This is a genomic window from Arthrobacter sp. Cza30, assembly GCF_059090765.1.
In genome coordinates this window covers 261031-285740 of record NZ_JBNHGA010000008.1, presented here as the reverse complement: position 1 = coordinate 285740, position 24710 = coordinate 261031, and the positions used below count along the sequence as shown (strand labels likewise).

Below are 24710 nucleotides of genomic sequence, written 5' to 3'. Positions count from 1 at the left end.
TCCCGATGTCCATCTTCGAGAAACATCCGGCTCTTGCCCTCGCCACCGGTGCGCTGTGCCTGGCGTCCCTCACCGCGTCGGGGCTGGTGGCCCTGCAGGCATCAGGGCTGCCGATGTTCTTTGCGCAGGACCAGGCCCCGGCGGTGGCCGAGCCGGCCTCGCCGGTGGCAATCAGCGCGGTGCTCACGGACAGCCCGGCCTCCATCTCCTTGACCGGGCTGCTGGCCGACCCGCCCGGAAAATGGAAGCCGGAGGGCCCGGTGGAGCGCGGAGCGGCGCTGCCGGTGCCCTACGCGTGCGACATCGGCGCGGCTCCCTCGGTGGCTTTGTCCCGTTCATTCAGGGTGCGCGGCGAGAGGGTGCAGGTGCTCGCCGCCGCATACACCGCCGGCCTTGGCGCCGAAGCGATGGGCAAGCTGGCGGACAACGCGGCCGACTGCGCCGGGGCGGCGATCGCGGTCCGGAGCGAGGACCTGGACGGGCCCGGCGTCCAGGCCTACCGGGCCTACACCGCCAAGACCGGCCACGGCGCCATGCAGGTGCTCACCTTTCGGCGCGGGGACGTGCTGGCCTTCGTGACGGGAAAGGCAGCCGCGCCGCTGGAGAAACTGGCCAAGCAACTGGACAAGAAGCTGGCGGCCGCGCTCGCCGACGTCTGCGCAGACCAGGAATCCAAAGCCGGCGACGCTGCCCGCTCCCCTTGGTCGACCGCCGGCTACAAGCCGTTCACCCTCACCCGAACGGTATCCATCCCCGACGTGCCGCTGCCGAAGGCCCCGGCCGACGCCGACTACGAAACCGTGTCCTTCCCGGCACCGGACCTGAAGGTCAAGCCGGCCAATCCGGCGGCCCTGCCGGACTACCCGGTCTGGCCGCCGATGCCGGACGCCCGCAAGTTCCCCCGGCCGCCCAAGAGCCCCGCCAGCGAGCCGGCGAGGTCGGCGAAGGTCCATCTGCTGACCGAGGACGCCGCCGGGCCGGGCTGCGGCTGGGAGTTCACCGGCATGTCACCGGTGCCTTTCGACGCCAGGGACGCAGCCGCCGCCAACCGGGAACGTGTCCAGGCCGCAGAGTCGAGACTCGCCGCCGGCGCCAGGAAATGGCAACAGGCCGTGCTGGACTACTGGGCCGCCTACGACGACTACCGGACGGACGTGAAGCAGTACAAGGGCTACGCCGCCGCCGTTGCCACGGTGAACAAGGAGTGGGACAAGATCGCGGCGCAGTGGAACGACTACTGGGCCGAATACGCCGTCTACCAGCAGGCCCTGGCGGAGCGCTCGGCATTCTTCACTCAGCGGGACAATGCACGGGCCGGCTACCGGAACGCGCTGGCGCAGTGCGAAACCGACAACCGGAACGCCGAGCAGGAATACAAAAACGCGCGGCAGGAGTACAAGAAGGCGCTGGAGGATTACCGGAAGGCGGTGGAAGAAGCCGAAGAGAACCGGGGCAACGACGACGACGAGGAGGAGCAGCCGGAGCCGCCCACTCCGCCGCGGGAGCCCTCACGGCCCGAGCCTGCGGATTGTGACGCGATAGGCGCGCCGGCCATCCTGGACTGGGCGCCGCCGGCCAAGCCAGTTGCCCCGGCGCCCCCGCCCGATCCCCGCCCTGTCGGACAACGCTGACCCCGGCACCCGCCCGGTTTGGCGGGGTGGAGCCCGGTGTGTCGGCGTGGAGCCCGCGGTGCCGGGAGGCAAGGCTGCTGCGGGCTTTGGCTAGAGTGGTGGCATGGTTGATTCCACCGCCACCGCGGCCACCGCCGGCATTGCCGCCACCGAGCACCTCGGCGCCGATGGAGGTACAGTTCCGGACGCTTACTACGTGCGCCTGGACGGCGGACGCTTCCATTCCACGCTGCATTCGCAAGGAGCCTGGAACGACCACGAACAGCACATGGCACCGGCTTCCGGCCTGATCGTGCACGAGTTGCTGCGCAACCATCCCCGCCCCGAGATGGTGATGAGCAGGATCAATTTCGAGATCCTGGGCATCATCCACGGCGGCGAGTTCGAGATCCAGACCCGGGTCCTGCGGCCGGGCAAGACGATTGAGCTCTTGGAGGCCACGTTCACCGCGCAAGGCCGCACGTCCATCCGCGCCCAGGCCTGGCGCCTGCTCACCGGTGACACCGCCGCCGTCGCCGGCACCTTCAGCCGGCCCCTTCCCGGACCCGGCGGCTGCCCACCGGCGCCCATGACCAGCGTCTGGGACGGCGGCTTCATCCGGTCCACGGAGTTCCGCACCGCGGCGGACCTCGGTCCCGGCAACCGGAGCGTCTGGGCGCGGACCCTGCACCCGTTGGTTCAGGGCGAGGACAGCCACCCGCTGGCCCGCTTCGTCAGCATCGTGGACACCGCCAACGGCATCGCGGTGCGGCAGGACCCGCGCGAGTACATGTTCCCCAACCTTGACCTGACCATCCACCTGTTCCGCCAGCCGCAGGGCGAGTGGACGGGCCTGGACACCCGCGTGACCTTCGGCGACGACGGCGTCGGCCTGACGGACACCGAACTGTTCGACGAACAGGGCCCGGTGGGCCGCGCCGCCCAGATCCTGACCGTCCGCAAATTCCCCGGATCAGCCGGATGACCCTGCGCATCCTGACCATCGGCCGCAAACACGAGTCGTGGGTGGCGGAAGGAATCGACCGCTACGAGAAGCGGATGAAGAAGCCCTTCGACGTCACCTGGCAGCCGATCCCCCATTCCTCCCGCGAGCATGACGCGGCGCGCAAGGAAGAATCCGAAACCCTGCTGGCCAAGCTCAGCGGCAAGTACGCCAACGACTTCGTGGTGCTGCTGGACGAACGCGGCAAGAACATCGATTCGCCCACCCTCGCCCGCACGCTCCAGCAGCCACTGGACAGCTCCCGCAACGTCACCCTGATCATCGGCGGGGCGTACGGGGTGGACGACTCGATCCACCAGCGGGCCGACTTCGTCTGGTCCCTTTCCAGATTGGTCTTCCCGCACCAGCTGGTCCGGCTGATCCTCATGGAGCAGCTCTACCGCGCCCAGGAAATCGCCGGCGGGCGCCCGTACCACCATGAATGACCCTGAATGACCGCCGGTAGCGGCCGCGCGCTCCGACGCAGCCGCCGGCGGTGTGTCCGGCCCGCGGGAAGCGGCAGTGTGTCCGGGGCTGTTGGAGCCGCGGTGTTTAATATGACCATGATGAATCGTTTCGGGATGCGCCCGGCCGCCGCGGCCCTGTTCGTTGGATCCGCCCTGCTGCTGGCCGGATGCGGGCAACCGGCTCAGGAACCCGGCACCGCAGCTGCGTCTTCCACCCCCGCGGCCAGCGCGCCGTCGTCGTCCCCCGCACCCGCCACGGAAACCGGAAGCGCCGGAAGCACCGGAAGCGCCACCGCGTCCCCGGAGGCCGGTGGCAGCGCCGCCGACGGTTCCTGCCGCGCCGGCCAACTCGAAGCGGCCATCCACACCAAACCCGGCGCCGGGGCCGCCGGCAGCGTCTACCGCACGTTGGTCCTGACGAACACCGGCACCGGGTCCTGCACGCTCCAGGGGTACCCCGGCGTCTCCTATGTCGACGCCGACGGCGCACAGGTGGGCGCGCCGGCCGAACGGGACCCGGAGGCGGCGGCGGCCGTCACGCTGGAGCCGGGCGGTACCGCCGAGGCGCAGCTGCAGCAGACCAACGCGCAGAACTACGGCGAGGAATGCGGACTCACGGACGTGGCGGGGGTCAAGGTCTACCCGCCCAACCAAAAGGAATCGCTCGTCGCGAAGCAGGAGACGGTCGGCTGCTCGGACGACTCCGTGGTGCTGATGACCGTGGGCACCTTCCAGGCCCCGTAGCCGCCTGCCCGCGCCCCGAACTGCTCACCGGGAACTGCACAGCGTCCGTGCCGGCCGCTAGGCTCAAGACATCGGTATGACGACGTCTGTGCTCGAACGCTTCAGCCCGGCCACCCGCGAGTGGTTCGCCGGCGCCTTCGCCGCGCCCACCGACGCACAGGCCGGGGCGTGGAACGCCATTTCCGCCGGCTCCCATGCCTTGGTGGTGGCGCCCACGGGTTCCGGCAAGACTCTGGCGGCCTTCCTCTGGGCGCTGGACACATTCATCTCCCGGGCACAGCTGCAGGCCGATTCTCCCGCCGCTGTTCCGGAAGCGGCGCCCAAGCGGGGACGCGCCGCCCGCCAGGAGTCCCGCGGCACCCGGGTGCTGTACATCTCGCCGCTGAAGGCGCTGGGCGTGGACGTGGAGCGGAACCTGCGCGCGCCGCTGATCGGCATCACCCAGACCGCCAAACGGCTCGACCTGCCCGCCCCGTCCATCACCGTCGGCGTCCGTTCCGGAGACACCCCGGCCAATGAACGGCGCCGGCTGCTCACCCACCCGCCGGACATCCTGATCACGACGCCGGAATCGCTGTTCCTGATGCTGACCTCCAGGGCGCGGGAAACCCTGACGTCGGTGGACACCGTGATCATCGATGAAGTGCACGCCGTGGCCGGGACCAAACGCGGTGCCCACCTGGCGGTCACCTTGGAACGGCTGGACGCCCTGCTGGAGCGGCCCGCCCAGCGGATCGGCCTCTCCGCGACCGTCGAGCCGCTGGATACCGTGGCCCGGTTCCTGGGCGGCAACTCCCCGGTGGAGATCGTCGCGCCTCCCGCCCGAAAGTCCTGGGACCTGACGGTCACGGTGCCGGTGGAGGACATGACCGCGCTGGCCTCGCCGAGCCAGGAGGAACTGGGCGCCGGCGCGCAGCCGGCCTCTATCTGGCCGCACGTCGAAGAGAAGATCGTGGACCTGATCGCCGAAAACCGGTCCACCATCGTCTTCGCCAACTCGCGCCGGCTGGCCGAGAGGCTCACCGCCCGGTTCAACGAAATCTGGACCGAACGCGAATCCCTCCCGCTCTCCGGCGAGGACGTCTGGGGCACCGCCGCCCCTGACGACGCTGCGGAAAACGACCCCGGTCCGGGGCCCGGTCCGGGGCCCGGCTCAGGTTCCGGTTCGGGTTCCGGTCCCGGTTCCCGCACGCAGACCAAGCCGCCGGCCCAAATCATGGCCCAGGCCGGTTCCGTCTCCGGCGCGGATGCCGTCCTCGCCCGCGCCCACCACGGCTCGGTCAGCAAGGAGGCGCGCGCGCAGATCGAGGACGACCTGAAGTCCGGACGTCTGCGCTGCGTGGTCGCGACCTCGAGCCTGGAGCTGGGCATCGACATGGGTGCCGTGGACCTGGTGGTGCAGGTGGAATCCCCGCAATCCGTGGCCAGCGGCCTGCAGCGGGTAGGCCGGGCCGGGCACCAGGTGGGCGAGGTATCCCAAGGCGTGCTGTTTCCCAAGCACCGGCAGGACCTGGTCAACACCACGGTGACGGTCGAGCGGATGCTCGCCGGCCGGATCGAGCCCTTGTATATCCCCGCCAATCCCCTGGACATCCTCGCCCAGCAGACCGTGGCCGCCACCGCCCTCGGCGCCGTCGACGTGGAGGAATGGTTCGACGTCGTGCGCAGGTCCGCGCCCTTCGCCACGCTGCCCCGCTCCGCCTACGAGGCCACCCTGGACCTGCTGGCGGGGCGCTACCCGAGCGACGAATTCGCCGAACTGCGCCCGCGCATCGTCTGGGACCGGGTCGCCGGGACCATCACCGGCCGGCCCGGCGCGCAGCGGCTGGCCGTGACCTCCGGCGGGACCATCCCGGACCGCGGGCTGTTCGGCGTGTACCTGGTGGGCTCCGAGGACGCGAAGAACAGCGGCGGCCGCCGGGTGGGCGAGCTGGACGAAGAAATGGTCTACGAATCCCGGGTGGGCGACGTCTTCGCGCTGGGCGCCACCAGCTGGCGGATCGAAGACATCACCTACGACCGCGTGCTGGTCTCCCCCGCTTTCGGGCAGCCGGGCAAGCTGCCGTTCTGGAAGGGCGATTCGCTGGGCCGGCCGGTGGAGCTCGGGCGGGCGCTGGGCCGCTTCGTCCGGGAAGTGTCCGGCACGGCCGAGGAGCCGGCGCGCGAGCGGCTGACCGCCGCCGGGCTGGACGATTGGGCCGCGGGGAACCTGCTGGCCTACCTGGCCGAGCAGCAGCAGGCCACCAACGATGTTCCCAGCGACCGCACCCTGGTGGTGGAGCGTTTCCACGACGAGCTCGGCGACTGGCGCGTGGTGCTGCACAGCCCGTTCGGCATGCCCGTCCACGCGCCCTGGGCACTGGCCGTCGGCGCCCGGCTGCATCAGCGGTACGGGCTGGACGGTTCCGCCATGGCCGCCGACGACGGAATCGTGCTGCGGGTGCCGATGATGGAAGACGAGCCGCCCGGCGCCGAGTTGTTCCTCTTCGATCCCGAGGAACTGGACCAGATCGTCACCGCGGAGGTGGGCGGTTCCGCGCTCTTCGCCTCCCGCTTCCGCGAATGCGCCGCCCGCGCCCTGCTTTTGCCGCGCAAGAATCCGGGCAAGCGCAGCCCGCTCTGGCAGCAGCGCCAGCGCTCCGCCCAGCTGCTGGATGTGGCGCGCAAGTACCCGACGTTCCCGATCATCCTCGAGACGGTGCGCGAATGCCTCCAGGACGTCTACGACCTGCCCGCGCTCAAGGAGATAGCCGCCGGGATCGACCGCCGGGAGCTGCGCCTGGTGGAGACCACCACCCAGCAGCCGTCGCCGTTCGCCCGCTCGCTGCTCTTCGGTTACGTGGCCAGCTTCCTGTACGAAGGCGACTCCCCGCTGGCCGAGCGCCGGGCCGCGGCGCTGTCGCTGGACCCGGGCCTGCTCAACGACCTGCTCGGCCGGGCCGAACTGCGTGAACTGCTGGACGAAGGGATCATCGCCCGTACCGAGCAGGAGCTGCAGCGGCTGACCGAGGACCGCAAGGTGCGGGGCGCGGAGGGCATCGCCGACTTGCTGCGGCTGCTGGGACCGCTGACGACGGCGGAGATCGCCGCCCGCGTCCGGCCCGCCGAACCGGTGACGGGACATGTGAACGCGCCGGTGGACGGACCGGCGGATGGTTCGGCGGGCGGGTCGGTCGAGGGACCGGTTCCCGCCGGCGGCGCGCCCGTCGGGATTGCCGACGTCGAACCCTTGGTCGCCGAACTGGCGAGGGCCAACCGCGCCCTGAAAGTGGGCATCGCCGGCACCGAGCGCTGGGCGGCGGTGGAAGACGCGGCCCGGCTGCGCGATGCCCTTGGCGTGCCGCTGCCCGTGGGCGTGCCGCTGGCGTTCATCGAGCCGGTGGCCGACCCGCTCGGCGATCTGGTCAGCCGCTACGCCCGCACCCATGGGCCGTTCACCGCCGCCGAATGTGCCAGGCGGCTGGGCCTGGGCACCGCCGTGGTGCATACCGCGCTGCAGCGGTTGCTCAAGGACGGCCGCGTGGTCGAAGGCGAGTTCCGTCCCGGCGGCGCACCGCCCGCTGAGGGCGGGGCCCACGGCACGGCCGGCGTGACTGCTCCGGCCCCGCCGGATCAGCGCCAGACCGAGTGGTGCGACGTCGAGGTGCTGCGCAAGATCCGCCGCCGGTCGTTGGCCGCCCTGCGCAAGGAAGTCGAGCCGGTTGATCCTGCCACCTATGGCCGGTTCCTGCCGACCTGGCAGAACGTCGGAGCGAAGCTGCGCGGCCTGGACGGCGTGGTCACGGTGGTGGACCAGCTGTCCGGGGTGCCCATCCCGGCGTCGGCGTGGGAACCGCTCATCCTGGCGTCCCGCGTGAGCGACTACGCCCCCGCCATGCTGGACGAGCTGACCGCCACGGGCGAAATCCTGATCGCCGGCGCCGGGTCGATGCCCGGCCACGACGGCTGGATCAGCCTCCATCTGGCCGACGCCGCGCACTTGACGCTGAATCCCCAGCCCGATTTCGAACCCAGCGTGCTGCAATACGAACTGCTGAACGCGCTCTCCGGAACCGGGGGCTACGGCGGCGCCTACTTCTTCCGGCAGCTCACCGACCTGCTCGCGGCCAACGGCACCCAACCCGGGGACAACGCCGTCGGCAGCGCGCTGTGGGACCTGCTGTGGGCCGGGCGGATCACCAACGACACCTTCGCCCCGGTCCGTTCGCTGCTGGCCGGCGGGACCACCTCGCACCGGCAGCGCAACGCACCGCCGCGGGCACGCTCGGCTCGGCTGGGCCGGCTCGGACGCCTGCCCGGACTGCACGGGACCGGTCTGCAACCCGGCGGCGCCGGTGCGGGTACCGGCAAGGGGCCCGGCCAGCCGCGCAGCGCGCCACCGACCGTCGCGGGCCGCTGGTCGCTGCTGCCGGCGCCGGAGACCGATCCCACCGTTCGCGCACATGCCACCGCCGAACTGCTGCTGGACCGCTACGGCGTGGTCACCCGCGGCTCGGTGGCCGCCGAGTCGATCCCGGGCGGGTTCGGGCTGATGTACAAGGTGCTGGGCAAACTGGAGGAAACCGGCCGCTGCCGCCGCGGTTACTTCATCGAACACCTCGGGGCGGCCCAGTTCGCGGTCTCCCCCACCGTTGACCGGCTGCGGTCCTTCAGCCGCGATGCGCAGCTGGGCGAGCAGGCGCCGTCGGCCGTCGCGCTGGCGGCGACCGACCCGGCCAACCCCTATGGGGCCGCCCTGCCGTGGCCCCCGCAGGACTCCGGCCACCGGCCCGGCCGCAAGGCGGGCGCGCTGGTGGTCCTGGTGGACGGAGAGCTTGCCCTGTACGCGGAACGCGGCGGCAAGACGCTGCTGACCTTCACCGAGGACGACGAGGCGCTGGCGTTGTGTGCCCGGGCCCTGGTCCAGGTGATCCGTCGCGGTGCCGCGGACAAGATGGCCGTGGAAAAGGTCAATGGCTCCGGCATCCTGGACACGCCGCTGGCCCATGCGCTGATGGATGCCGGCTTCTATTCCACCCCGCGGGGACTGAGGTTCCGTGCCTGAAGGGGACACCATCTGGCGTGCCGCCCGGCGCTTGCATGTGGCGCTGGCCGGGCAAGAGCTCACCGGCAGCGACTTTAGGGTGCCGCGCTACGCCACGCTGGACCTGGTTGGGCAGACCGTGGACGAAGTCCGCTCCCGCGGCAAGCACCTGCTGATGCGGATCGGCGCGCTGACGGTGCACTCGCATCTGGGCATGGACGGCAGCTGGCAGATTTACCAGCCCGGCGAGCGCTGGCGCAAACCCGCCTTCCAGGCCCGCCTCATCCTGTCCACCGGCACGACGACGGCGGTCGGCTTCGGGCTGGCCGCGCTGGACGTGGTGCCGCGCGCCGACGAGGACACGCTGGTGGGGCATTTGGGCCCGGACCTGCTCGGGCCGGACTGGGACGCCGACGAAGCCCTGCGGCGGCTGCGCCAGGAGCCCGACCGTCCGATCGGGCTGGCCCTGCTGGACCAGCGCAATCTCGCCGGGATCGGCAATGTCTACCGGTGCGAGGTCTGTTTCATTGCCCGGGTGCACCCGTCCACCCCGGTGGGCCTGGTGCCGGATCTCCCGGCCATGGTGTTGAAGTCCAAGCAACTGCTGGAGGTCAACAAGGATCGCGGCAGCCGCAGCACCACCGCGTCGCCCGCCCGCCGCGAATCGTTCTGGGTCTACGGGCGGGCCGGCCGGCCGTGCGGCCGCTGCGGCACCCCGATTGTTCACGACCTGCAAGGCAATACCGACGCCGACCAACGCGACGTCTACTTCTGCCCCCACTGCCAGCCGCTGGCTCCCTGATTCGCGGGGCGCGGGCCCTTGCCGCCGCATGCCCCCGTCCTCGAAGACTTCGCCCGACATGAACCCTTGGCCCCGGTTCAGGGGCCGCTCTCCGCCTGCCACAGGGCCCCTTCCGGCCCGCCACGACGGCGGCCGTGCGGCACAAACCGTAATATGGAGACGATGACCGACGAAGGGGGCCCATGAGCTGGCTGCAGACGATTCCGGCCGCGCTGTTGGCCATCGTCCTCGTCTTCGGACCCGGCCTGCTCTGGGGTGCAGTGCTCGGCCTGCGCCGGTTGTCCCTGGTCGCCCTGGCCGGCCCGTTCGGTGTCACCGCCATCGTGGTCGCCGCCGAGCTTGGCCGCCTGCTCGGGCTGGATTGGGCCTGGCCGCAACTGCTGGCCGTGGCCGTGCTCGTGGCCGTCCTGCTCTGGCTGCTCCGCCGCCGCGTTGGCCACCGCCTGCACCGCGATCCCGAAACCCCGGACCGACCGGCGCCCTGGCGGTCGGTCGTGCTGGCCTGGGCCGTGTCGGCGGTGCCGCTGGCGGCCGCCATGATCTGGATTTTCGGCGCCCCGGACAACATCGCGCAGTCGCACGACAACATCTTCCACCTCAACGCGCTGCGCTACATCTCCGACTCGGGCAACGCCTCCTCGCTAACGCTCGGCTACCTGGGCACCACCGACCGGGGCACGTTCTACCCGGCGGGCTGGCACGATGTGGTTTCCCTGGTGATGATCACCGCCGGGTTGCAGCCCGCGGCCGCCATCAACATCACCAACCTGGTGCTGATCACCGGCATCTGGAGCAGCGGCTGCCTGTTCCTGGTCAGCCGGATCACCGGTGAACGCGTCATGCCGCTGCTGGTCGCCGCGGTGCTCTCGCTCGCCTATAGCAGCTTCCCCTACCTGCTGCTGGAGTTCGGCGTCGTCTATCCCTTCATGCTTTCCATCGCCATGCTTCCGGCCGCCCTGGGAGTGGTGCTTCAACTGCTCCGGGTGGGCGTGCACACGCGCGTGTCAACGGAAGGCAACATGCTGCTGCTGGTCGGGCTGTTGCCTGGCATGGCGTTGTCCCACCCCGCCACCATCATGGGACTGCTGGCGCTCTCGGTGCCGCCGGTTTTCGCGGCCGCCCACCCGGCGCTGCGCTCCGGAGAACAACGACGGCGGCGGCGAGCCTTGGCGGGCACAATCGCCTATCTGGTGGTGCTGGCCGCGCTCTGGGTGACGCTCCGACCCGCCCGCAGCAGCAGCACCAACTGGGACAACCTGGGCAGTGCCGCCGAGGCCCTGGGCGACGTGGTGCTGCATTCGCCGCTCGAGCGCCCCATCTCCATCCTGGCGACGGTCCTGACGATTGTGGGCGCCGCGGTCGTCTTCAACCTGGGCAAAAACCGCTTCGCGCTGGCAATGTACGCTGTTGCCGCCGCCCTCTACGTGATCGGCAACTGGCACCAGATGCCCGGCCTGCGCTGGTGGGTGACCGGCATCTGGTACAACGACTTCTTCCGCATCAGCGCCATGCTTCCGGTGGCCGGACTGCTGATCGCAGCCATCGGCGGCGTCGCGCTGGCCGGGACTGCGCGCTCCTTCTTCCGGGCCACGCTGGTTCGCCGCGAGAAGAAGCAGCCATCGTGGTTCCGGCCGGCCGCCACCGGCCTGCTGGTGGTCGCCAGTTTGGCAGTGGTGCCGCTGTTTGCCGTGCAGCGGGGTATTTCCGAGGCCGCCGCCAAGTACCGGTTCACGGACAGCTCCCACCTGCTCACCGCGGACGAGCTCGCGCTGATCAAGCGGATCCCCGCCCACGTTCCGGAAGACGCGGTCATCGCCGGCAACCCGCTGACCGGAGCCTCGCTGTCCTACGCCTACACCGGGCGTCCCGCGCTGGTCCCGTCGGGAGTCACGTCGCCGCGGGTGGATGGAAAGCTCATCATGGACAAGCTGGATCAGATGAAGACAGATCCGGCGGTGTGCGCCGCCGTCGAGGCACAGAACGTGCAGTTCGTGCTCGACTTTGGAGACCACTCGGTGCACCCCGGCGAGAGAACCTCGGTGCCGGGCCTGCAGGAGCTGACCGAGGCCAACGGGTTCGAGCTGGTGGACTCCGAGGGCGAAGCAAAGCTCTACCGGGTCACCGGCTGTCCCTGAGCGTTGCGGTTGCGGGTGGTGCCACCCGGTACCCTTGGTGGGTGATGGAATCCCCGCTACCGGTGCGCGACGGCGTCAATGCCACCCGCCTGCGCCTCCCCGGGGAGGGGCCGTGGGAAACGGCGCTGGACTACATGCTGCATCGGTGGGGCCATGTGGATCCCGACGGCATCAGGGACCGCTTCGACCGCGGCGAGATCGTCGGCGAAGGCGGAGCCGTGCTGGACCGGACCACCCCGCTGGATGCCCACACTTTCATTTGGTACTACCGGACCTTGCCGCGGGAGAAGCGGCTGCCGGTGGAGATCAACATTCTCCACCAGGACGCGAACATCCTGGTGGTGGACAAACCCCATTTCCTTCCGACCACCCCCGGTGGCACCTACATCCAGGAATCGGCGCTGGTCCGGCTCCGACGCCAACTGGATATCCCTGATCTGATTCCCATGCACCGGCTGGACCGGCTCACCGCCGGAGTGCTGCTCTTCTCCACCAACCCGGCGACCCGCGGCAAATATCAGGTGCTCTTCGAGAAGCGCCAAGTGCAAAAAGAGTACGAGGCCGTAGCGCCGGTGGATCCGCGGCTGCAGTTCCCGCACACAGTGCGGAACCGCATGGTCAAGTCCCGCACCTACCTGCTGGCCGAGGTCGTCAAGGGAGAACCCAACGCGGAGACCCGGATCGAGTTGCTGGAACAGCGCGGACGGCTGGGCCGCTACAAATTGGAACCGCACACCGGGAAGACCCACCAACTGCGCGTGCACCTGGCGTCGCTGGGTATCGGCATCCTGCACGACCCGTTCTACCCGGTGCTGCTGGACCAGGCTCCGGACGACTACGAGCGTCCCCTGCAATTACTGGCCCGCGGCATCTCCTTCACCGACCCGATCAGCGGGCGACCCGTGGAATACCGCAGCCGACTGGAACTGTCCGAATGGGCAGCGCCATCCGAAGGGGCAGCAGAAAGCGCCGCCGGAGCAATTGCTGCCGGCGGCGCCTTGGCCCCAGCCCCGCGAACCTAGCCGACTACGGGATCCGGCCGCATCATGCGCGGCCGGCAGCGGTTCCGCGCGCGCTGGTGTCCCGCCGGCGGTCGAGCAGCAAGCCCAGGGCAATCATGACCACGCCCAGGACGAAATGCAGCCAGTTGTCTGCGGTGTTAAACGGCACGAAGTTGGCTGCGCTCTGCTGGTCGATGAACAGGCCGTACAGCCACAGGACCAGATAGACCGCGCCACCCCAGATGAAGAAGTTCCGGGCACCGGAAACCGTCCTCGCGAGCGCGAACGCCGCCACGCCGTACAGGAGGTGGACGATGTTGTGCAGAATCGATACTTGGAACACGCCCAGCAGCATGGCTTCGGACTCGTGTCCCGCGAATGACATCTGGTCATAGTTCGAGGTGATTCCCGGGATGAAGCCCAGGAGCCCGATCAACAGAAAAACGGCACCGAAGACCATTGCGGCCGTTTGGAGCGGGGTCCGCCCGGTGCTTCGGGCCTGGACGTTGCCTTCTCTTGCCATGGCGATCTTCCCCTCTGACGCCTTGGCAGGTGCGTGCCGCGGCGCCGTTCTATTGGACCCTGATCAAGCCACTCTACAATAAGCTTGCTTACTAGTTAACCCCCGCGGCCAGCCTCGACCGAATTTCGCTGCCTTTCCTGCGGATAATTCGCAGCCTTTCCTGCGGATGAAGCCAGATGCGGCGGCTCCGCTCGGCGGGCGGCCTGGAAAGCCGCGCGGCCTGTTCGGGTGCACGCTGCGACACCTAGGCCGGCGGGCGGCCTGGAAAGCCGCGCGGCTGTCGGTTGCGCGCTGTGACGCCTAGCCAGGCGCAGGGGCGCGGTCTACGCTGATGCCACCTCCGCCGGAGGGCCAGCCGAGGAGGAGCATTGGCAGAGCGACCGCCCCGCAGCCGGGCCACCGATCGAGCCAAAGACCGGGCCACCGCCCCGGTCGCGGTGATCACCGGAGCTTCCAGCGGAATCGGCAGGGCAACGGCCCGGATCCTTGCCAAGCGCGGAGCTTCCCTCGTTCTGGCTGCACGCAGCGCCTCCAGCCTCGACGAGGTGCTAGCCGACTGCTTAAGGCTGGGGGCGCAGGCGATCGCAGTGCCCACCGACATCACGGATGAGGACGGCCCCGAGAGGCTGGTCCACGCTGCACTGGACCGGTTCGGACGGATAGATGTGTGGATCGGAGCTGCGTCCGTTTATGGCTACGGCACGTTCGAACAAACACCGGCCGACATTTTCCGAAAGGTGGTCGAGACGAATCTGCTGGGCCAGGCCGACAGCATCCGCGCCGTGCTGCCGCAGTTCCGCCGGCAGCGGCGTGGAATCCTGATCCTCGTCGGCTCGGTCTACTCAAAGATCAGCACGCCCTACGTGTCCGCGTACGTGGCCAGCAAATCGGGGCTGCTGGGACTGGCCAACACGCTGCGGCAGGAGCTTATCGACGAGAAGGACATCCACGTTTGCACCGTCCTGCCCGCCACCGTCGACACGCCGATCTTCCAGCACGCGGCCAATTACACCGGTCGCAGCGTCCACCCCCTCGCCCCGGTCGTCAGCCCGTACCGGGTGGCCAGGGTCATCGCCCGGATGGCCTTCAAGCCCCGCCGCCAGGCGGTGGTGGGCAGGATCCAGCACGTCTTCATTCCGTTCCAGCACTGGTTCCCGGGCTTGCACGATCGCGTATCGGGGCCGCTCATGGACACACTGGCGCTTCGGGGGAAGGGCGTCGCGCCATCGGCGGGGACTGTTTTCGCGCCGGATCCGCCGTCAAACAAGGTCAGCGGGAACTGGCGTTCCGGACGTGCCCGTGTGATGGCAGGAGGACTGGCAGGTCTAATGGTGGCCGGTTACCGGCGCGTCCGGAAGCGGCGGCACCCGCACTCCGGACTTTGGGGAACCCGCAAGCGGCGACGCTCCTAGGCCGGGCGCCGCGCCCAAGCGGCCAGCCAACAGCCTTCGACCACGGCGTCGAGGAGATAGATCCTGCTGATGCGTCCGGGCACCGCGGTGAAGACGTCAACGGCCGCAAAGGTGGCAGCCGTCCCCATGCCGATCCGCCGGGCGGCCGCCGTGCCGCCGGCTGTCCTGGAGCCCCTGATCTGCGCATGGCCGGCCACCATCATCAGGCCGCCCACAGTCTTGACCAGCCAAGGCTCCAATTTCGGTCCGGTGACCGTTTCGAAGCTGCGGTAGTGCAGCAGCGGCCACACCCCGAACGCCACATTGAACACGCCATGGGCGACGGCCAAGCCTGCTGGGCGCATACGGAACACCTCTCGCCGTCGTAGTTGATCTGCAGGCGATGGATCTGGGGCAATTCTGCCGCGCGGGACAACGAAAATCCACGCTACGGCGCTATGGCCTTGCCTTCCGCCAAACGACCAGCCCCAATCGAAGTCCGGGTACCCCAAGGCCGGTCACTAAGGTTGCTTATTAAATCCACCGTGCCTAGCGTGGAAAGCACCCGGCCCGCACGTGGGCCAACCCGGACCGATGAGTTGGCACTAGCGACGGCGGGCCCTTTTCGCGGAGGTCGCCGCACATGTTTTTCCATAAACAAGAGCTCCAGTACAAGGCCGAACCAGACCAACCGGACGCCGTCTACGCCAGGAAGCTGCAGGAGGTCCTGGGCGGACAGTACGGTGAGATCACCGTGGCCATGCAGTACAGCTTCCAGGCGTGGAACATTCACATCCCCGGCAAGTACAAGGACCTGCTCTTCGGCATTGCCGCGGAGGAGTTCGGCCACGTGGAAATGCTGGCCAAGATGATCGCGCAGCTGCTGGAAAAATCCCCGCTTGGCATCACGGACGAAGCGGTCCAGTCAGATCCGACAATTGCCGCCGTGGTGGGCGGGACGGACGTCCAGCACGCCATCGTGGCGGGCGCGGGCGCCCGGCCGGTAGACAGCAACGGAAACCCCTGGTCCGGAAGCTACATCACCGCCAGCGGCAACTTGCTCGCGGATTTCACCTCCAACGCCAACGCCGAGATGCAGGGCCGGTTGCAGGTGGCTCGCCTCTACCACATGACCGACGACCACGGCGTGCGCGACCTGCTTTCCTTCCTCCTCGCCCGGGACACCATGCACCAGAACCAGTGGATCGCCGCGGCGCGGGAACTCCAGGAGGAGGGCTCCGAGACCCTGCCGGTGCCAAGCAACTTCCCGCTGTCCAAGGAAAACCGGGACGTGGCCTACCAGTACCAGAACTTCTCCGACGGTGCCGCGGCAGCCGAAGGTTCCTGGGCCAGCGGGGCTTCCCCCGACGGCAAGGGTGAGTTCACCTACCACGACGGCCCCACCACCACCGCCCCGATGCCGAAGCCGACCCACCCGGACGCACGCTTCTACGGGACCACGGAGCTTCCCAACCTGGTTGAGAAGACTGCCGGGGCAGTCCAGGACAAGCTGCGCAAGGAATAGCACGCCACGCACCCCTGCGGCCGGCAGCGCCGCAGGGGTGCTCTGACTCCGAAAGGCAGATATGTTTCAACGCAACGTCGCTGAAAACATCCACCGCGTCGCCCATGCCGATGTGAACCTTTACATCGTCGAAGACGGCGACGGGATCATGCTGGTCGACGCCGGGCTGCCGGCGATGTGGAAGATGACCGTGGCAGCCATCCGGGAGCTGGGCCGTTCGCCCCGCGACATCAGAGCCCTGGTGCTGACACACGCCCATTTCGATCACGTGGGGTTCGCCGCCCGGCTGCAGCACGACCTCGACGTCCCGGTGTACTGCCATCCCGGCGACTACTACATCGCCGCCCACCCGTACCGGTACAAGCACGAGAAAAGCCGCCTGATCTATCCCGTCAAGTACCCCCGGTGCATTCCCATCCTGAGCCGCATGACGGCAGCCGGAGCGCTTATGGTCAAGGGCGTCACGGACCTGCGGACGCTCGACGACGGTGCCGCCGCAACGCTGCCCGGTGCACCCACGGTCGTGCCGACTCCCGGACACACTGCCGGGCACTGCGCCTTGCACTTCCCTGAGCGCGGAGCCTTGATCACCGGCGACGCACTGGTCACCCTCGATCCATATACCGGCGCCCGCGGTCCGCACATAGTGGCTGCCGCTGCCACCGCGGACACTCGGCAAGCACTCCAGTCGCTCCAAGCCTTGGCGCAGACGGAGGCACGAATCGCCCTCCCGGGCCACGGGGAGCCGTTCGGCGGCGGCATCGCTTCGGCGGTGCAGCAGGCCATCGAACGCGGACCGTCCTGATGGCTGGAAACGGCCCTGCCCCCGCGGGAGGCGGGCAGGAGTCCGTCGTCCACCCGGACGGTGACGACCTGTTTGGCCTGATCGCCACCCTGACCGAGAGCCGCTGGCAATCCTCGCAGGGGAAGTTCAGGCCGACGGTTGCCTACCGCGGCCACACCTCCGCCGCCCGGGATCTTTCCACCGGGCTGGTCCGGCTGCGCGGGGAGCAGGAGACGGGGGTGGAACGGCACATCCTGCGCAACTTCCGCAAGTACGCCCACCGCGACACCTCACCCGGGGACTCGGACTGGAATTGGCTGAGCGTGGCCCAGCATCACGGCCTGCCGACCCGCCTGCTGGACTGGTCGCATTCGCCCTATGTGGCGCTGCACTTCGCCACCCGGGACACCAGCAGGTATGACGAGGACGGTGCCGTCTGGTGCGTCGACTATGCGGCGGCACACCAAACGCTGCCCGAGGAACTGCGAGCGGCCGTCGAGTCACTGGGCGGCGGCCTGTTCACCACCGACGTTCTCTCCCGGGCCGCTTTCACCCTGGACGAGTTTGACCGTTTCACGGACGCGGACGGGCGGAGCGTGCCCTTGTTCTTCGAACCGCCGTCGCTGGACGAGCGGATCGTGAACCAGGCGGCGATCTTTTCCACCATGTCGAATTCATCGGCGGGCCTGGATGAGTGGCTGGGGAGCCACCCCGGGATCTACCGCAAGGTCATCATCCCGGCGACGCTTAAGTGGCGCATCCGGGACCACCTCGACCAGGCCAATGTCACCGAACGGGTGCTCTTCCCGGGCCTGGACGGTCTTTCGCTGTGGCTGCGCCGCTACTACAGCCTTCGGGATAAGGGCTAACCGCCCAGTTCCGCGTGGACGCGGCCGAAGGTCTCGGCCAGCCCGGCAGAAAACAGGACAAATTCGACCACCCGGATCCCGCCGCCGTCGTACTTGAGGACCTCGCCGATGCCACGGCGGGCGACCGTCTCCGCATCCCAGCCGTAGACGCCGGCACCGATCGCCGGAAACGCCAGCGTCTCGGCCCGCAACCCGTCGGCCACGCGGAGGGATTCCCGGAAGCAGCTGGCCAGCAGCTCCGGGTCGGTCTGTCCGGCGCTGCGGTTGGGCCCCACGGTATGGATCACCCACTTGGCGGGCAGGAAGTAGCCCTCGGTGGCCGCCGCGTGGCCCGGCGGCAGCCCGTCCGGCAGTTCGGTGGCGCGCAGTCGGCGGCAGGCTTCCAGCAGTTGCGGTCCCGCAGCGGCGTGGATGGCCCCGTCCACTCCCCCGCCGCCGAGCAGGCTGGAGTTGGCGGCGTTCACGATAGCGTCCACCTGACGCTGGGTGATGTCGCCTTCAAGGATGCGGATTTCCATCTTTTCCAGTCTGCCACCGGGCCTGAATTCCCGATAGATTGGGCCAATGGAGATTCCCGAGGGGCCGCTGCAGTGGGTGTATTACCCCATGACGCTGCTGCTGGTCATCCTCGACGCCGCGATGCCCGCATCTCCGTCGGAAGTGATGGTGATCGGCGGCGGCACCCTGCTGGCCAACGGCGAACTGATCCTGCCGCTGGTCGTCCTGGCCGCGGTCCTGGGCAGTTGGCTCGGCGACCTCCTGCTCTTCCTGCTGTTCCAGCGCGGGATCAACGCTTGGCTTAACCGTTACAACTGGGGCCGGATGATCGACCGAGGAGTGACGCTGGCACTGAGCAAAGCGGGCGAATCCTCCACCTATGCCGCGGTCGTTGCGGCCCGTTTCATCCCGGGTGGCCGGACGGCCTCCGTAGCGGCCTCTGGGCTGGCGGATGTGCCGTTCAAGCCGTTCCTGCTCGCATCCGCTGCCGGATCGGTGCTGTGGGCCGCGTGGATGATCGGGCTGGGCTACGTCGCGGGCACGGTGTCCGCCTTCCCGTTCTGGGTCAACATCCTGATCGGAACGCTGGTGGGCGTCCTGGTGGCTTCGGTGATCACGGCGGTGATCGGCTTCCGCCGGCGGGCCTACCTGCGTGCCGCGGGCGCTGCCGACGCCGTCGTCCCGCGTCCCGCCGCATCCCCTTCCGCCGATCTGGGAGCAGAGTGAAAGCTGCGCCTTCCTTGGAACCCTTGATGGATACCGCCCTGCCCCCGGCCCGGCGGCTTCGATCCCTGCTGGCCACCGATCTGGCACGCCAGTGCGCGGTGACCGTCGCCTTGGTGGCGTGCCTGCTGGCAGGGGCCAGCAGCGTGGGCCTGCTCGGCGGCACCCCGATCCATGATGCGGGCGGCGGGCCACCCTCCCCCGGCGAGACCCTGCTCTCGCTCGATGCCCGGGCAGCCGAGATCTGGTCGCTGATTTACCTGGGCCTCTTCGGCTACACGATCTTCCAGTGGTGGCCCGCCGTGCGCGAGTCGGCACGGCAGCGCTCCATCGGATGGCCGGTCGCGGCGGCGATGCTGGTGACCGCGGCCAGCGTCCTGGCAGCACAGGCCGGACACGCGGGGCTGACGCTTGCCCTTACCCTGCTGGCGCTGGCGTCCCTGGGCTGGGCGGTCTACGGACTGACCCGCCACCCCGGCCATGAACCGGCGGAGGCCCTCTTGGCGGACGCTCCGATCGGCCTCTTCACCGGGTGGACCCTGCTGGCAGCGGCGGTCCATGCCGCGGACTGGCTGACAGGTCGCGGCGCCGACTTGTTCGGCTGGGGCGCCGCGACCTGGGCCGTGCTGGCGGTGGCGGCCGTGTCCTTTGCCGCGGCCGTGGCAGCCATGACCGGCCGCGGCCGGATGGCGGTGGTGCTGGCTGTCTGCTGGGGCCTGGGCTGGCTGCTCTACGACCGTTTCCTGGGCGATTCGCCGTCGGCGCCGGTGGCCCTGGCGGCCGGCTTCGGCCTGTTCTTCGTGCTCGTGTGCGGCATGTCCCGCCGGTTCCAGGTGGGACATGCCGAGCGCCTCGCCATCCGCCGGGGCGAGCGGTTGGACTGAATCCGAGGTCCAGCGCATTTTCCGTTAGCGGACTGGAGCCCACTTGCCGCGCGAGCGGCGCAGAACGGCCAGTCCGGCGGTGTTGGCGACTTCTTCAACCGCGTGGCGCATGTTGGCTCCGGCCTGCAGCGCCTGGCGGTTCTCCACAACGTAGGCGTTGGTATCGACGGTGAAGCGGACGGTGATCCGTGGGACGCCGGCCACCACGTCCAGCTGATGTGCTTCCACCACGTGGGCGGAACCCACCGCTGCCGTTGCGGCGTCCATCACCGCTTCCGGAGGGTTGCCTGCCCGCAGCCCGGTGATCTCCAACTGGGCGCGGAAGGATGGCATCCCTCAACTTTAGCCGTGTCCGGTCCACCCGCCTCGGCTGTCAACCGGGCGCGTCCGCAGCCCTGTGGCGGACAGGGCCTCAGGGCGTGCCCAGTTCGATCAGCAGCACGCCGGCGGCGATGCAGACGATTCCCGCCGCCATCAGCTTGGTGAGCGGTTCGTCGAAGAGGAACTTACCGGCCAGCGCCGTCAGGGCAACTCCGCAGGCAGTCCAGATGCCGTAGGCAATCCCGATTCCCAGCCCTTGGCGCAGGGCGAACGACAGGCAGGTAAAGGCTACGAGGTAGCCCGACACCACGGCCACCAGCCAGGCTTTGTGCCCGTCGATGCTGGCCCGCAGCGAGAGCGTGGCGGCTACCTCCAGGACGATAGCAGCAGCGAGGAAGACCCAGACCATTAGGTACGCGCCCGCTCTGCCCGGCGCGAGGAGGCCCGGTGCCCTCCCCATTGCACGAGCACCACTCCCGCGACGGCGAGCGCCATGCCGGCAACCATCAAGGCCGTTAACGGTTCCTGGTACAGGACTGCCGCTAGGACGGCCGTGAGCGCGACGCCGAGCGCACCCCAGATCCCGTAGGCGACCCCGACGGGCACTCCCGCACGCAGGACGGCGGCGAGGAGCGCAAACGACGTGACATAGCCGGCGACCACCACCGCGTACATCCCCGGCGAATCCAAGGCAGCCTTCAACGACAGGGACGCCACCACCTCGCACACGATTGCCCCGGCGAGGAGCAGCCAGTTCTTCATCTATCGACCTCCGCCTCCAGCACAGCAGGTTCTGCTCTTTATTGCACACCCATGGCCACGATCCCTCGCGGGAGGAGACGATGGGTGGTGAGGGTCGTCATCGCCTCACCAAATGCCAAATGCGTCGCCGAGCGGGAATCTTGGCGCAGTAATCTTGACGTACTGATCCGGCAGAACATCAAATTGAAAGTGAAACCGCTGAAGGCGGCCGCCGGAGCAGCCTCTTTCAGCAGCCGGTTTCGGCACCAGGGTCCGCTGTACGCAGTTCAAGAGAGCCAACTGTGAAAAAGCATCTACTCACCCCTGATTCTTCCGAACAACGAGGGCTTGGCGCCCCGCCGGAGCAGGCGCAGCCCGTCACGGGCTGGAATGCCGATACCGCGTCGGGTCCGCCGGGCGCCGGCGGCGTGGTCACGGTGGTAGAAGGCTCGTCCTTCTGTATCTCTTCCGCAGGCGGCGACATGTTCCCCGGTCTGACGCAGGGCGCCTTTTACCAGGACACGCGGATCTTGTCCGGCTGGTGCCTGACCGTCAACGCGCTCCCCCTTGAGCCCCTGTTGGCCCGGGTGATGGAGCCCTTCCGAGCGATCTTCGTCGGGCGGGCCCGGCGCGCGGACGGGCTGGCCGACTCGCAGTTGGTGGTCGAACGCGAACGGCTCGTCGGAGCGGGCCTGCGTGAGGACCTTGTAGTGACCAATCATTCGGCCCTGCCGGCACAGTGCGTCTTGGAGCTGCGGGTGGAAGCGGATTTCGCCGACCTCTTCGACGTGAAAGGCGGACGGGCGGCCCCTCCTGCGCAGCTATTGCGGCAGGCCAGGGGTGATGAACTGCAGTTGGAGGTCATCCGCCGTGGCCGTCGGCGGGGCGTGCTCGTGCACGGACGGGGCGCCGAAGTGGACGAGGATGTGCTCCACTTCGAAGCAATCATTCCGGCACGCGGAAAGTGGTCCACCAGCGTCATCGTCACCCCGTTGGTAGAACAGGACCGGCCGGCAGCGCCGTTTGCAGCCACTGGCTCCATTTCCGATCTTGAAGCGGCGCGGCGCCACCGGGACTGGGAGAAATCAACGCCGCAGCTGGACGTGGGAAATACCGACATCGAAGCGGTGTTGCGGCGCAGCCAGGAGGACCTCGGAGCGCTGCGGATCTTCGATCCCGCTCATCCTGGCCGCGCCGTGGTTGCTGCCGGAGCCCCTTGGTTTATGGCCCTGTTTGGCCGGGACTCGCTGCTTTCGGCGTACATGGCGCTGCCGGTCGACCCCTCGCTGGCGCGCGGGACGCTGCAGACGCTCGCCGAGCGTCAGGGCAGCAAAGTCAATCCCGATACCGAGGAGGAGCCTGGACGGATTCTGCACGAAGTTCGTCTGGGGGTGACGGCGGGAGTAGTCCTCGGCGACTATGCCGCGTACTACGGAACGGTCGACGCAACTCCCCTGTTTGTCATTCTCATGTCCGAGCTGAACCGCTGGGGCATGGAGAAGGACGTCCTGCAGGCGCTGCTGCCACACGCCGACCGGGCTTTGGAGTGGATTCGCGATTACGGCGACCGGGACGGTGACGGCTTTGTGGAATACCACCGCGCAACGCCCCACGGTCTGCTCAACCAAGGATGGAAAGATTCCTGGGACGGCATCAACTTCGCGGACGGCCGGATGGCCGAGCCGCCGATCGCCCTGTGCGAGGTGCAGGGGTATGTGTACGGGGCCTATATCGGCCGGGGACTGCTGGCCGCAGCGTCCGGTGATCAGGACCTGGCCGCGGAGTGGGGCCGCCGCGCGGCAACGCTGAAAGAGGAATTCAACAAGCACTTCTGGCTCCCGGACAAGGGGTACTATGCGGTGGCCCTGGACGGGAAAAAGCGGCCGGTGGACGCCTGCACTTCCAACATGGGACATTGTCTTTGGTCGGGCATCGTTGATGACGACAAGGCTGCGCAGGTGGCCGCACGGCTCATGTCCCCCGAAATGTTCACCGGCTGGGGAATCCGGACGCTGGCTTCGGACATGGGCGCTTACAACCCGGTCAGCTACCATAATGGCTCCGTCTGGCCCCACGACAGCACGTTGGTGGCCAGCGGGCTGATGCGCTACGGCTTCGTCGAAGAAGCCCGGAAGGTCGCAGCCGGGCTTTTTGACGCTGCCCTCCACTTCGGCGGCCGGCTTCCTGAACTCTTCTGCGGTTTCGACAAAAGCGAATACGACATGCCGGTGCCCTACCCCACGTCCTGCTCGCCGCAGGCCTGGGCTGCCGCCTCGCCGGTCCAACTGATGCGCATGCTCCTGCGCCTGGATCCATATTTCCCGGCGGAAGAGCTGTGGCTGGATCCTACCGTGCCGGCTGACTTCGGCGCATTCCGCGCGGACAATCTGCTGCTCGGAAAATCGCGGGTCTCCCTGACCGTCACCGGAGAGGATTTTGCAGTGGAGGGTTTGGCTCCCGAAGTGCAGTTGCGTCACGGCACACGATCGACGCTGGCAGAACTGCTGGGGCTCGCCGGTCGGGGCCCGGATGGATCGGAAAGTCCGGCCACGGACAGATAGGTCCCGCCCTCCCGCGCACCTCGTCACCGCGGTCGCGCAGGCGTAAGCTGGCGTTCCCGAGCAACGGAAGGCCGACGATGCGAATAGGGTTGATTGCAGCACCTTGGCTCCCGGTGCCTCCCCTCGGCTACGGCGGAACTGAACAGGTGGTGGACGCCCTGGCTCGCGGTTTTACGGATGCCGGGCATGATGTGGTGCTGGCGGCCGCAGCGGACAGCAAATGCCCCGTCCCCTTGGTACCCGGCACCGAGCCCTCCGACCCGGACGCCATCGGAAGCGACTGGTCGGAGCTTTACCACATCATCAGGGCTTACGAAGGGCTGGACGCCGTGGACCTCATCCACGACCACACCTTGGCAGGACCGTTGTACCGTGACCGGCTGACTTCTGTTCCTGGGGTCACAACCATCCACGGCCCGCTGACCACCCAGCTGGCGGCGATCTACCGTGCGGCGGCCCGGCATGTCTCCCTCGTGGCCATCTCCCACCAGCAGGTTGCCGGTTCCGGCCTCAGGACGGCGGCGGTGATCCACCACGGCATCGACACCGCAGCAGTGCCGGTGGGCGGGGGGCGGGGCGGCTACGCCTGTACGCTGGGCCGGATGTGCCCGGACAAGGGCATCGCCCAGGCCATCACAATTTCCCGGTTGGCAGGAATGCCGCTGAAAATCGCGGCCAAGATGCGCGAGCCCGAGGAGTTGCGGTATTTCCGGGACGTCGTCGAACCCATGCTGGGACCGGATGAGGAATTCGTTGGTGAAGTCAGCGGCACCGACAAATACGCACTGCTGGGCGAAGCGACCGCCCTGTTAAATTCGATTCAGTGGGCCGAGCCTTTCGGCCTCGTGATGATCGAGGCTTTGGCCACCGGCACCCCGGTGGTCTCCACGCCGCGGGGATCCGCCCCGGAGATCGTTGAGCCGGGCGTCACCGGGTTCTTGGCTCTGGAGGACCGGGAGCTGGCCAGAGTGCTCCCCGAGGCAGCCTCGCTGGACCGCCGGGCCTGCCGGGCCGCGGCCGAGGGCCGCTTCAGTGCCGCACGGATGACAGCCGACTATCTGCAGCTCTTCGAGCGGCTGCTGGCCGGAGACCCGGCGTGACGCGC

The 24710-nt window shown here is 68.6% G+C and carries 23 protein-coding genes; 17 read left to right on the top strand and 6 right to left on the bottom strand.

Annotated elements, in window-relative coordinates:
• Positions 1-5: 5 nt before the first annotated feature.
• The 8 genes from AC5RVZ_RS26110 (at position 6) to AC5RVZ_RS26075 (ending at position 12806) form a co-directional block, all read left to right on the top strand.
• The gene (locus tag AC5RVZ_RS26110) at positions 6-1631 is read left to right on the top strand and encodes a hypothetical protein (protein ID WP_494068525.1); all 1626 of its coding nucleotides are present in this window, start codon (positions 6-8) and stop codon (positions 1629-1631) included.
• 103 nt (positions 1632-1734) lie between these two features.
• Positions 1735-2595 (top strand): thioesterase family protein, encoded by an 861-nt coding sequence (locus AC5RVZ_RS26105; RefSeq protein ID WP_494068524.1) that lies wholly within the window; start codon positions 1735-1737, stop codon positions 2593-2595.
• Positions 2592-3059, top strand: coding sequence for a 23S rRNA (pseudouridine(1915)-N(3))-methyltransferase RlmH (rlmH, locus tag AC5RVZ_RS26100; protein WP_494068523.1), 468 nt, complete (start codon positions 2592-2594; stop codon positions 3057-3059). The genes AC5RVZ_RS26105 and rlmH overlap by 4 nt, the downstream gene beginning before the upstream one ends.
• A gap of 117 nt (positions 3060-3176) precedes the next feature.
• Complete coding sequence (locus tag AC5RVZ_RS26095; protein ID WP_494068522.1) at positions 3177-3824, top strand: DUF4232 domain-containing protein; 648 nt, start codon at positions 3177-3179, stop codon at positions 3822-3824.
• Positions 3825-3900: 76 nt separating this feature from the next.
• Positions 3901-8868: an Lhr family helicase gene (locus tag AC5RVZ_RS26090; protein ID WP_494068521.1), complete on the top strand. Its 4968-nt coding sequence runs from the start codon at positions 3901-3903 to the stop codon at positions 8866-8868.
• Positions 8861-9649: an Fpg/Nei family DNA glycosylase gene (locus tag AC5RVZ_RS26085; RefSeq protein WP_494068520.1), complete on the top strand. Its 789-nt coding sequence runs from the start codon at positions 8861-8863 to the stop codon at positions 9647-9649. Before AC5RVZ_RS26090 ends, AC5RVZ_RS26085 begins: the two co-directional genes overlap by 8 nt.
• Positions 9650-9831: 182 nt before the next feature.
• The gene (locus tag AC5RVZ_RS26080; RefSeq protein ID WP_494068519.1) at positions 9832-11784 is read left to right on the top strand and encodes a DUF6541 family protein; all 1953 of its coding nucleotides are present in this window, start codon (positions 9832-9834) and stop codon (positions 11782-11784) included.
• 44 nt (positions 11785-11828) lie between these two features.
• The gene (locus AC5RVZ_RS26075) at positions 11829-12806 is read left to right on the top strand and encodes an RluA family pseudouridine synthase (protein ID WP_494068605.1); all 978 of its coding nucleotides are present in this window, start codon (positions 11829-11831) and stop codon (positions 12804-12806) included.
• A 22-nt stretch (positions 12807-12828) separates the two neighbouring features.
• Here AC5RVZ_RS26075 and AC5RVZ_RS26070 read toward each other — a convergent pair whose 3' ends face one another.
• Positions 12829-13308: a DUF4383 domain-containing protein gene (locus AC5RVZ_RS26070; protein ID WP_494068518.1), complete on the bottom strand. Its 480-nt coding sequence runs from the start codon at positions 13306-13308 to the stop codon at positions 12829-12831.
• Positions 13309-13676: 368 nt separating this feature from the next.
• Between AC5RVZ_RS26070 and AC5RVZ_RS26065 the strand changes: the two genes are divergently transcribed.
• The gene (locus tag AC5RVZ_RS26065) at positions 13677-14720 is read left to right on the top strand and encodes an SDR family NAD(P)-dependent oxidoreductase (RefSeq protein WP_494068517.1); all 1044 of its coding nucleotides are present in this window, start codon (positions 13677-13679) and stop codon (positions 14718-14720) included.
• On the opposite strand, the gene AC5RVZ_RS26060 is transcribed toward AC5RVZ_RS26065, so the two are convergent.
• Positions 14717-15064: a hypothetical protein gene (locus tag AC5RVZ_RS26060; protein WP_494068516.1), complete on the bottom strand. Its 348-nt coding sequence runs from the start codon at positions 15062-15064 to the stop codon at positions 14717-14719. The two genes, AC5RVZ_RS26065 and AC5RVZ_RS26060, sit on opposite strands and share 4 nt — an antisense overlap.
• A 278-nt stretch (positions 15065-15342) precedes the next feature.
• Here AC5RVZ_RS26060 and AC5RVZ_RS26055 point away from each other — a divergent pair, with 278 nt between their 5' ends.
• The 3 genes from AC5RVZ_RS26055 (at position 15343) to AC5RVZ_RS26045 (ending at position 17877) form a co-directional block, all read left to right on the top strand.
• A complete protein-coding gene (locus AC5RVZ_RS26055) occupies positions 15343-16224 on the top strand; it encodes a manganese catalase (RefSeq protein WP_494068515.1) in 882 nt (293 codons plus the stop codon).
• A 61-nt stretch (positions 16225-16285) separates the two neighbouring features.
• A complete protein-coding gene (locus tag AC5RVZ_RS26050) occupies positions 16286-17029 on the top strand; it encodes an MBL fold metallo-hydrolase (protein WP_493976967.1) in 744 nt (247 codons plus the stop codon).
• The gene (locus tag AC5RVZ_RS26045; RefSeq protein WP_494068514.1) at positions 17029-17877 is read left to right on the top strand and encodes an FRG domain-containing protein; all 849 of its coding nucleotides are present in this window, start codon (positions 17029-17031) and stop codon (positions 17875-17877) included. Before AC5RVZ_RS26050 ends, AC5RVZ_RS26045 begins: the two co-directional genes overlap by 1 nt.
• Here AC5RVZ_RS26045 and AC5RVZ_RS26040 read toward each other — a convergent pair.
• The gene (locus AC5RVZ_RS26040) at positions 17874-18395 is read right to left on the bottom strand and encodes an O-acetyl-ADP-ribose deacetylase (RefSeq protein WP_494068513.1); all 522 of its coding nucleotides are present in this window, start codon (positions 18393-18395) and stop codon (positions 17874-17876) included. The two genes, AC5RVZ_RS26045 and AC5RVZ_RS26040, sit on opposite strands and share 4 nt — an antisense overlap.
• Positions 18396-18441: 46 nt before the next feature.
• Between AC5RVZ_RS26040 and AC5RVZ_RS26035 the strand changes: the two genes are divergently transcribed.
• Both AC5RVZ_RS26035 and AC5RVZ_RS26030 read left to right on the top strand, forming a co-directional pair.
• Positions 18442-19101 (top strand): DedA family protein, encoded by a 660-nt coding sequence (locus AC5RVZ_RS26035; RefSeq protein ID WP_493976970.1) that lies wholly within the window; start codon positions 18442-18444, stop codon positions 19099-19101.
• 26 nt (positions 19102-19127) lie between these two features.
• Positions 19128-19982, top strand: coding sequence for a TspO-related membrane protein (locus tag AC5RVZ_RS26030; protein WP_494068512.1), 855 nt, complete (start codon positions 19128-19130; stop codon positions 19980-19982).
• A gap of 24 nt (positions 19983-20006) precedes the next feature.
• Here the strand turns inward: AC5RVZ_RS26030 and AC5RVZ_RS26025 are convergent, their stop codons facing one another.
• From AC5RVZ_RS26025 to AC5RVZ_RS26015, 3 genes are all read right to left on the bottom strand, one after another.
• Positions 20007-20315: a hypothetical protein gene (locus tag AC5RVZ_RS26025; RefSeq protein WP_494068511.1), complete on the bottom strand. Its 309-nt coding sequence runs from the start codon at positions 20313-20315 to the stop codon at positions 20007-20009.
• A 79-nt stretch (positions 20316-20394) separates the two neighbouring features.
• Positions 20395-20712: a DMT family transporter gene (locus tag AC5RVZ_RS26020; RefSeq protein WP_494068510.1), complete on the bottom strand. Its 318-nt coding sequence runs from the start codon at positions 20710-20712 to the stop codon at positions 20395-20397.
• A complete protein-coding gene (locus AC5RVZ_RS26015) occupies positions 20712-21065 on the bottom strand; it encodes a DMT family transporter (RefSeq protein WP_494068509.1) in 354 nt (117 codons plus the stop codon). Before AC5RVZ_RS26015 ends, AC5RVZ_RS26020 begins: the two co-directional genes overlap by 1 nt.
• 87 nt (positions 21066-21152) lie before the next feature.
• On the opposite strand from AC5RVZ_RS26015, the gene AC5RVZ_RS26010 reads away from it, so the two are divergent.
• From AC5RVZ_RS26010 to AC5RVZ_RS26000, 3 genes are all read left to right on the top strand, one after another.
• Positions 21153-21350, top strand: coding sequence for a hypothetical protein (locus AC5RVZ_RS26010; protein WP_494068508.1), 198 nt, complete (start codon positions 21153-21155; stop codon positions 21348-21350).
• Between the two features lie 122 nt (positions 21351-21472).
• Complete coding sequence (locus AC5RVZ_RS26005; protein ID WP_494068604.1) at positions 21473-23605, top strand: amylo-alpha-1,6-glucosidase; 2133 nt, start codon at positions 21473-21475, stop codon at positions 23603-23605.
• A gap of 89 nt (positions 23606-23694) precedes the next feature.
• Positions 23695-24705 (top strand): glycosyltransferase family 4 protein, encoded by a 1011-nt coding sequence (locus tag AC5RVZ_RS26000; RefSeq protein ID WP_494068507.1) that lies wholly within the window; start codon positions 23695-23697, stop codon positions 24703-24705.
• Positions 24706-24710: the final 5 nt, after the last annotated feature.

What these genes read in the sequence shown, in the direction of transcription:
- AC5RVZ_RS26110 (WP_494068525.1), top strand. Translation starts at nt 6, where the DNA reads ATGTCCATCTTCGAGAAACATCCGGCTCTTGCCCTCGCCACCGGTGCG.
- AC5RVZ_RS26105 (WP_494068524.1), top strand. Translation starts at nt 1,735, where the DNA reads ATGGTTGATTCCACCGCCACCGCGGCCACCGCCGGCATTGCCGCCACC.
- rlmH (WP_494068523.1), top strand. Translation starts at nt 2,592, where the DNA reads ATGACCCTGCGCATCCTGACCATCGGCCGCAAACACGAGTCGTGGGTG.
- AC5RVZ_RS26095 (WP_494068522.1), top strand. Translation starts at nt 3,177, where the DNA reads ATGATGAATCGTTTCGGGATGCGCCCGGCCGCCGCGGCCCTGTTCGTT.
- AC5RVZ_RS26090 (WP_494068521.1), top strand. Translation starts at nt 3,901, where the DNA reads ATGACGACGTCTGTGCTCGAACGCTTCAGCCCGGCCACCCGCGAGTGG.
- AC5RVZ_RS26080 (WP_494068519.1), top strand. Translation starts at nt 9,832, where the DNA reads ATGAGCTGGCTGCAGACGATTCCGGCCGCGCTGTTGGCCATCGTCCTC.
- AC5RVZ_RS26075 (WP_494068605.1), top strand. Translation starts at nt 11,829, where the DNA reads ATGGAATCCCCGCTACCGGTGCGCGACGGCGTCAATGCCACCCGCCTG.
- AC5RVZ_RS26070 (WP_494068518.1), bottom strand. Translation starts at nt 13,308, where the DNA reads ATGGCAAGAGAAGGCAACGTCCAGGCCCGAAGCACCGGGCGGACCCCG.
- AC5RVZ_RS26060 (WP_494068516.1), bottom strand. Translation starts at nt 15,064, where the DNA reads ATGCGCCCAGCAGGCTTGGCCGTCGCCCATGGCGTGTTCAATGTGGCG.
- AC5RVZ_RS26055 (WP_494068515.1), top strand. Translation starts at nt 15,343, where the DNA reads ATGTTTTTCCATAAACAAGAGCTCCAGTACAAGGCCGAACCAGACCAA.
- AC5RVZ_RS26050 (WP_493976967.1), top strand. Translation starts at nt 16,286, where the DNA reads ATGTTTCAACGCAACGTCGCTGAAAACATCCACCGCGTCGCCCATGCC.
- AC5RVZ_RS26045 (WP_494068514.1), top strand. Translation starts at nt 17,029, where the DNA reads ATGGCTGGAAACGGCCCTGCCCCCGCGGGAGGCGGGCAGGAGTCCGTC.
- AC5RVZ_RS26040 (WP_494068513.1), bottom strand. Translation starts at nt 18,395, where the DNA reads ATGGAAATCCGCATCCTTGAAGGCGACATCACCCAGCGTCAGGTGGAC.
- AC5RVZ_RS26035 (WP_493976970.1), top strand. Translation starts at nt 18,442, where the DNA reads ATGGAGATTCCCGAGGGGCCGCTGCAGTGGGTGTATTACCCCATGACG.
- AC5RVZ_RS26030 (WP_494068512.1), top strand. Translation starts at nt 19,128, where the DNA reads ATGGATACCGCCCTGCCCCCGGCCCGGCGGCTTCGATCCCTGCTGGCC.
- AC5RVZ_RS26025 (WP_494068511.1), bottom strand. Translation starts at nt 20,315, where the DNA reads ATGCCATCCTTCCGCGCCCAGTTGGAGATCACCGGGCTGCGGGCAGGC.
- AC5RVZ_RS26020 (WP_494068510.1), bottom strand. Translation starts at nt 20,712, where the DNA reads ATGGTCTGGGTCTTCCTCGCTGCTGCTATCGTCCTGGAGGTAGCCGCC.
- AC5RVZ_RS26015 (WP_494068509.1), bottom strand. Translation starts at nt 21,065, where the DNA reads ATGAAGAACTGGCTGCTCCTCGCCGGGGCAATCGTGTGCGAGGTGGTG.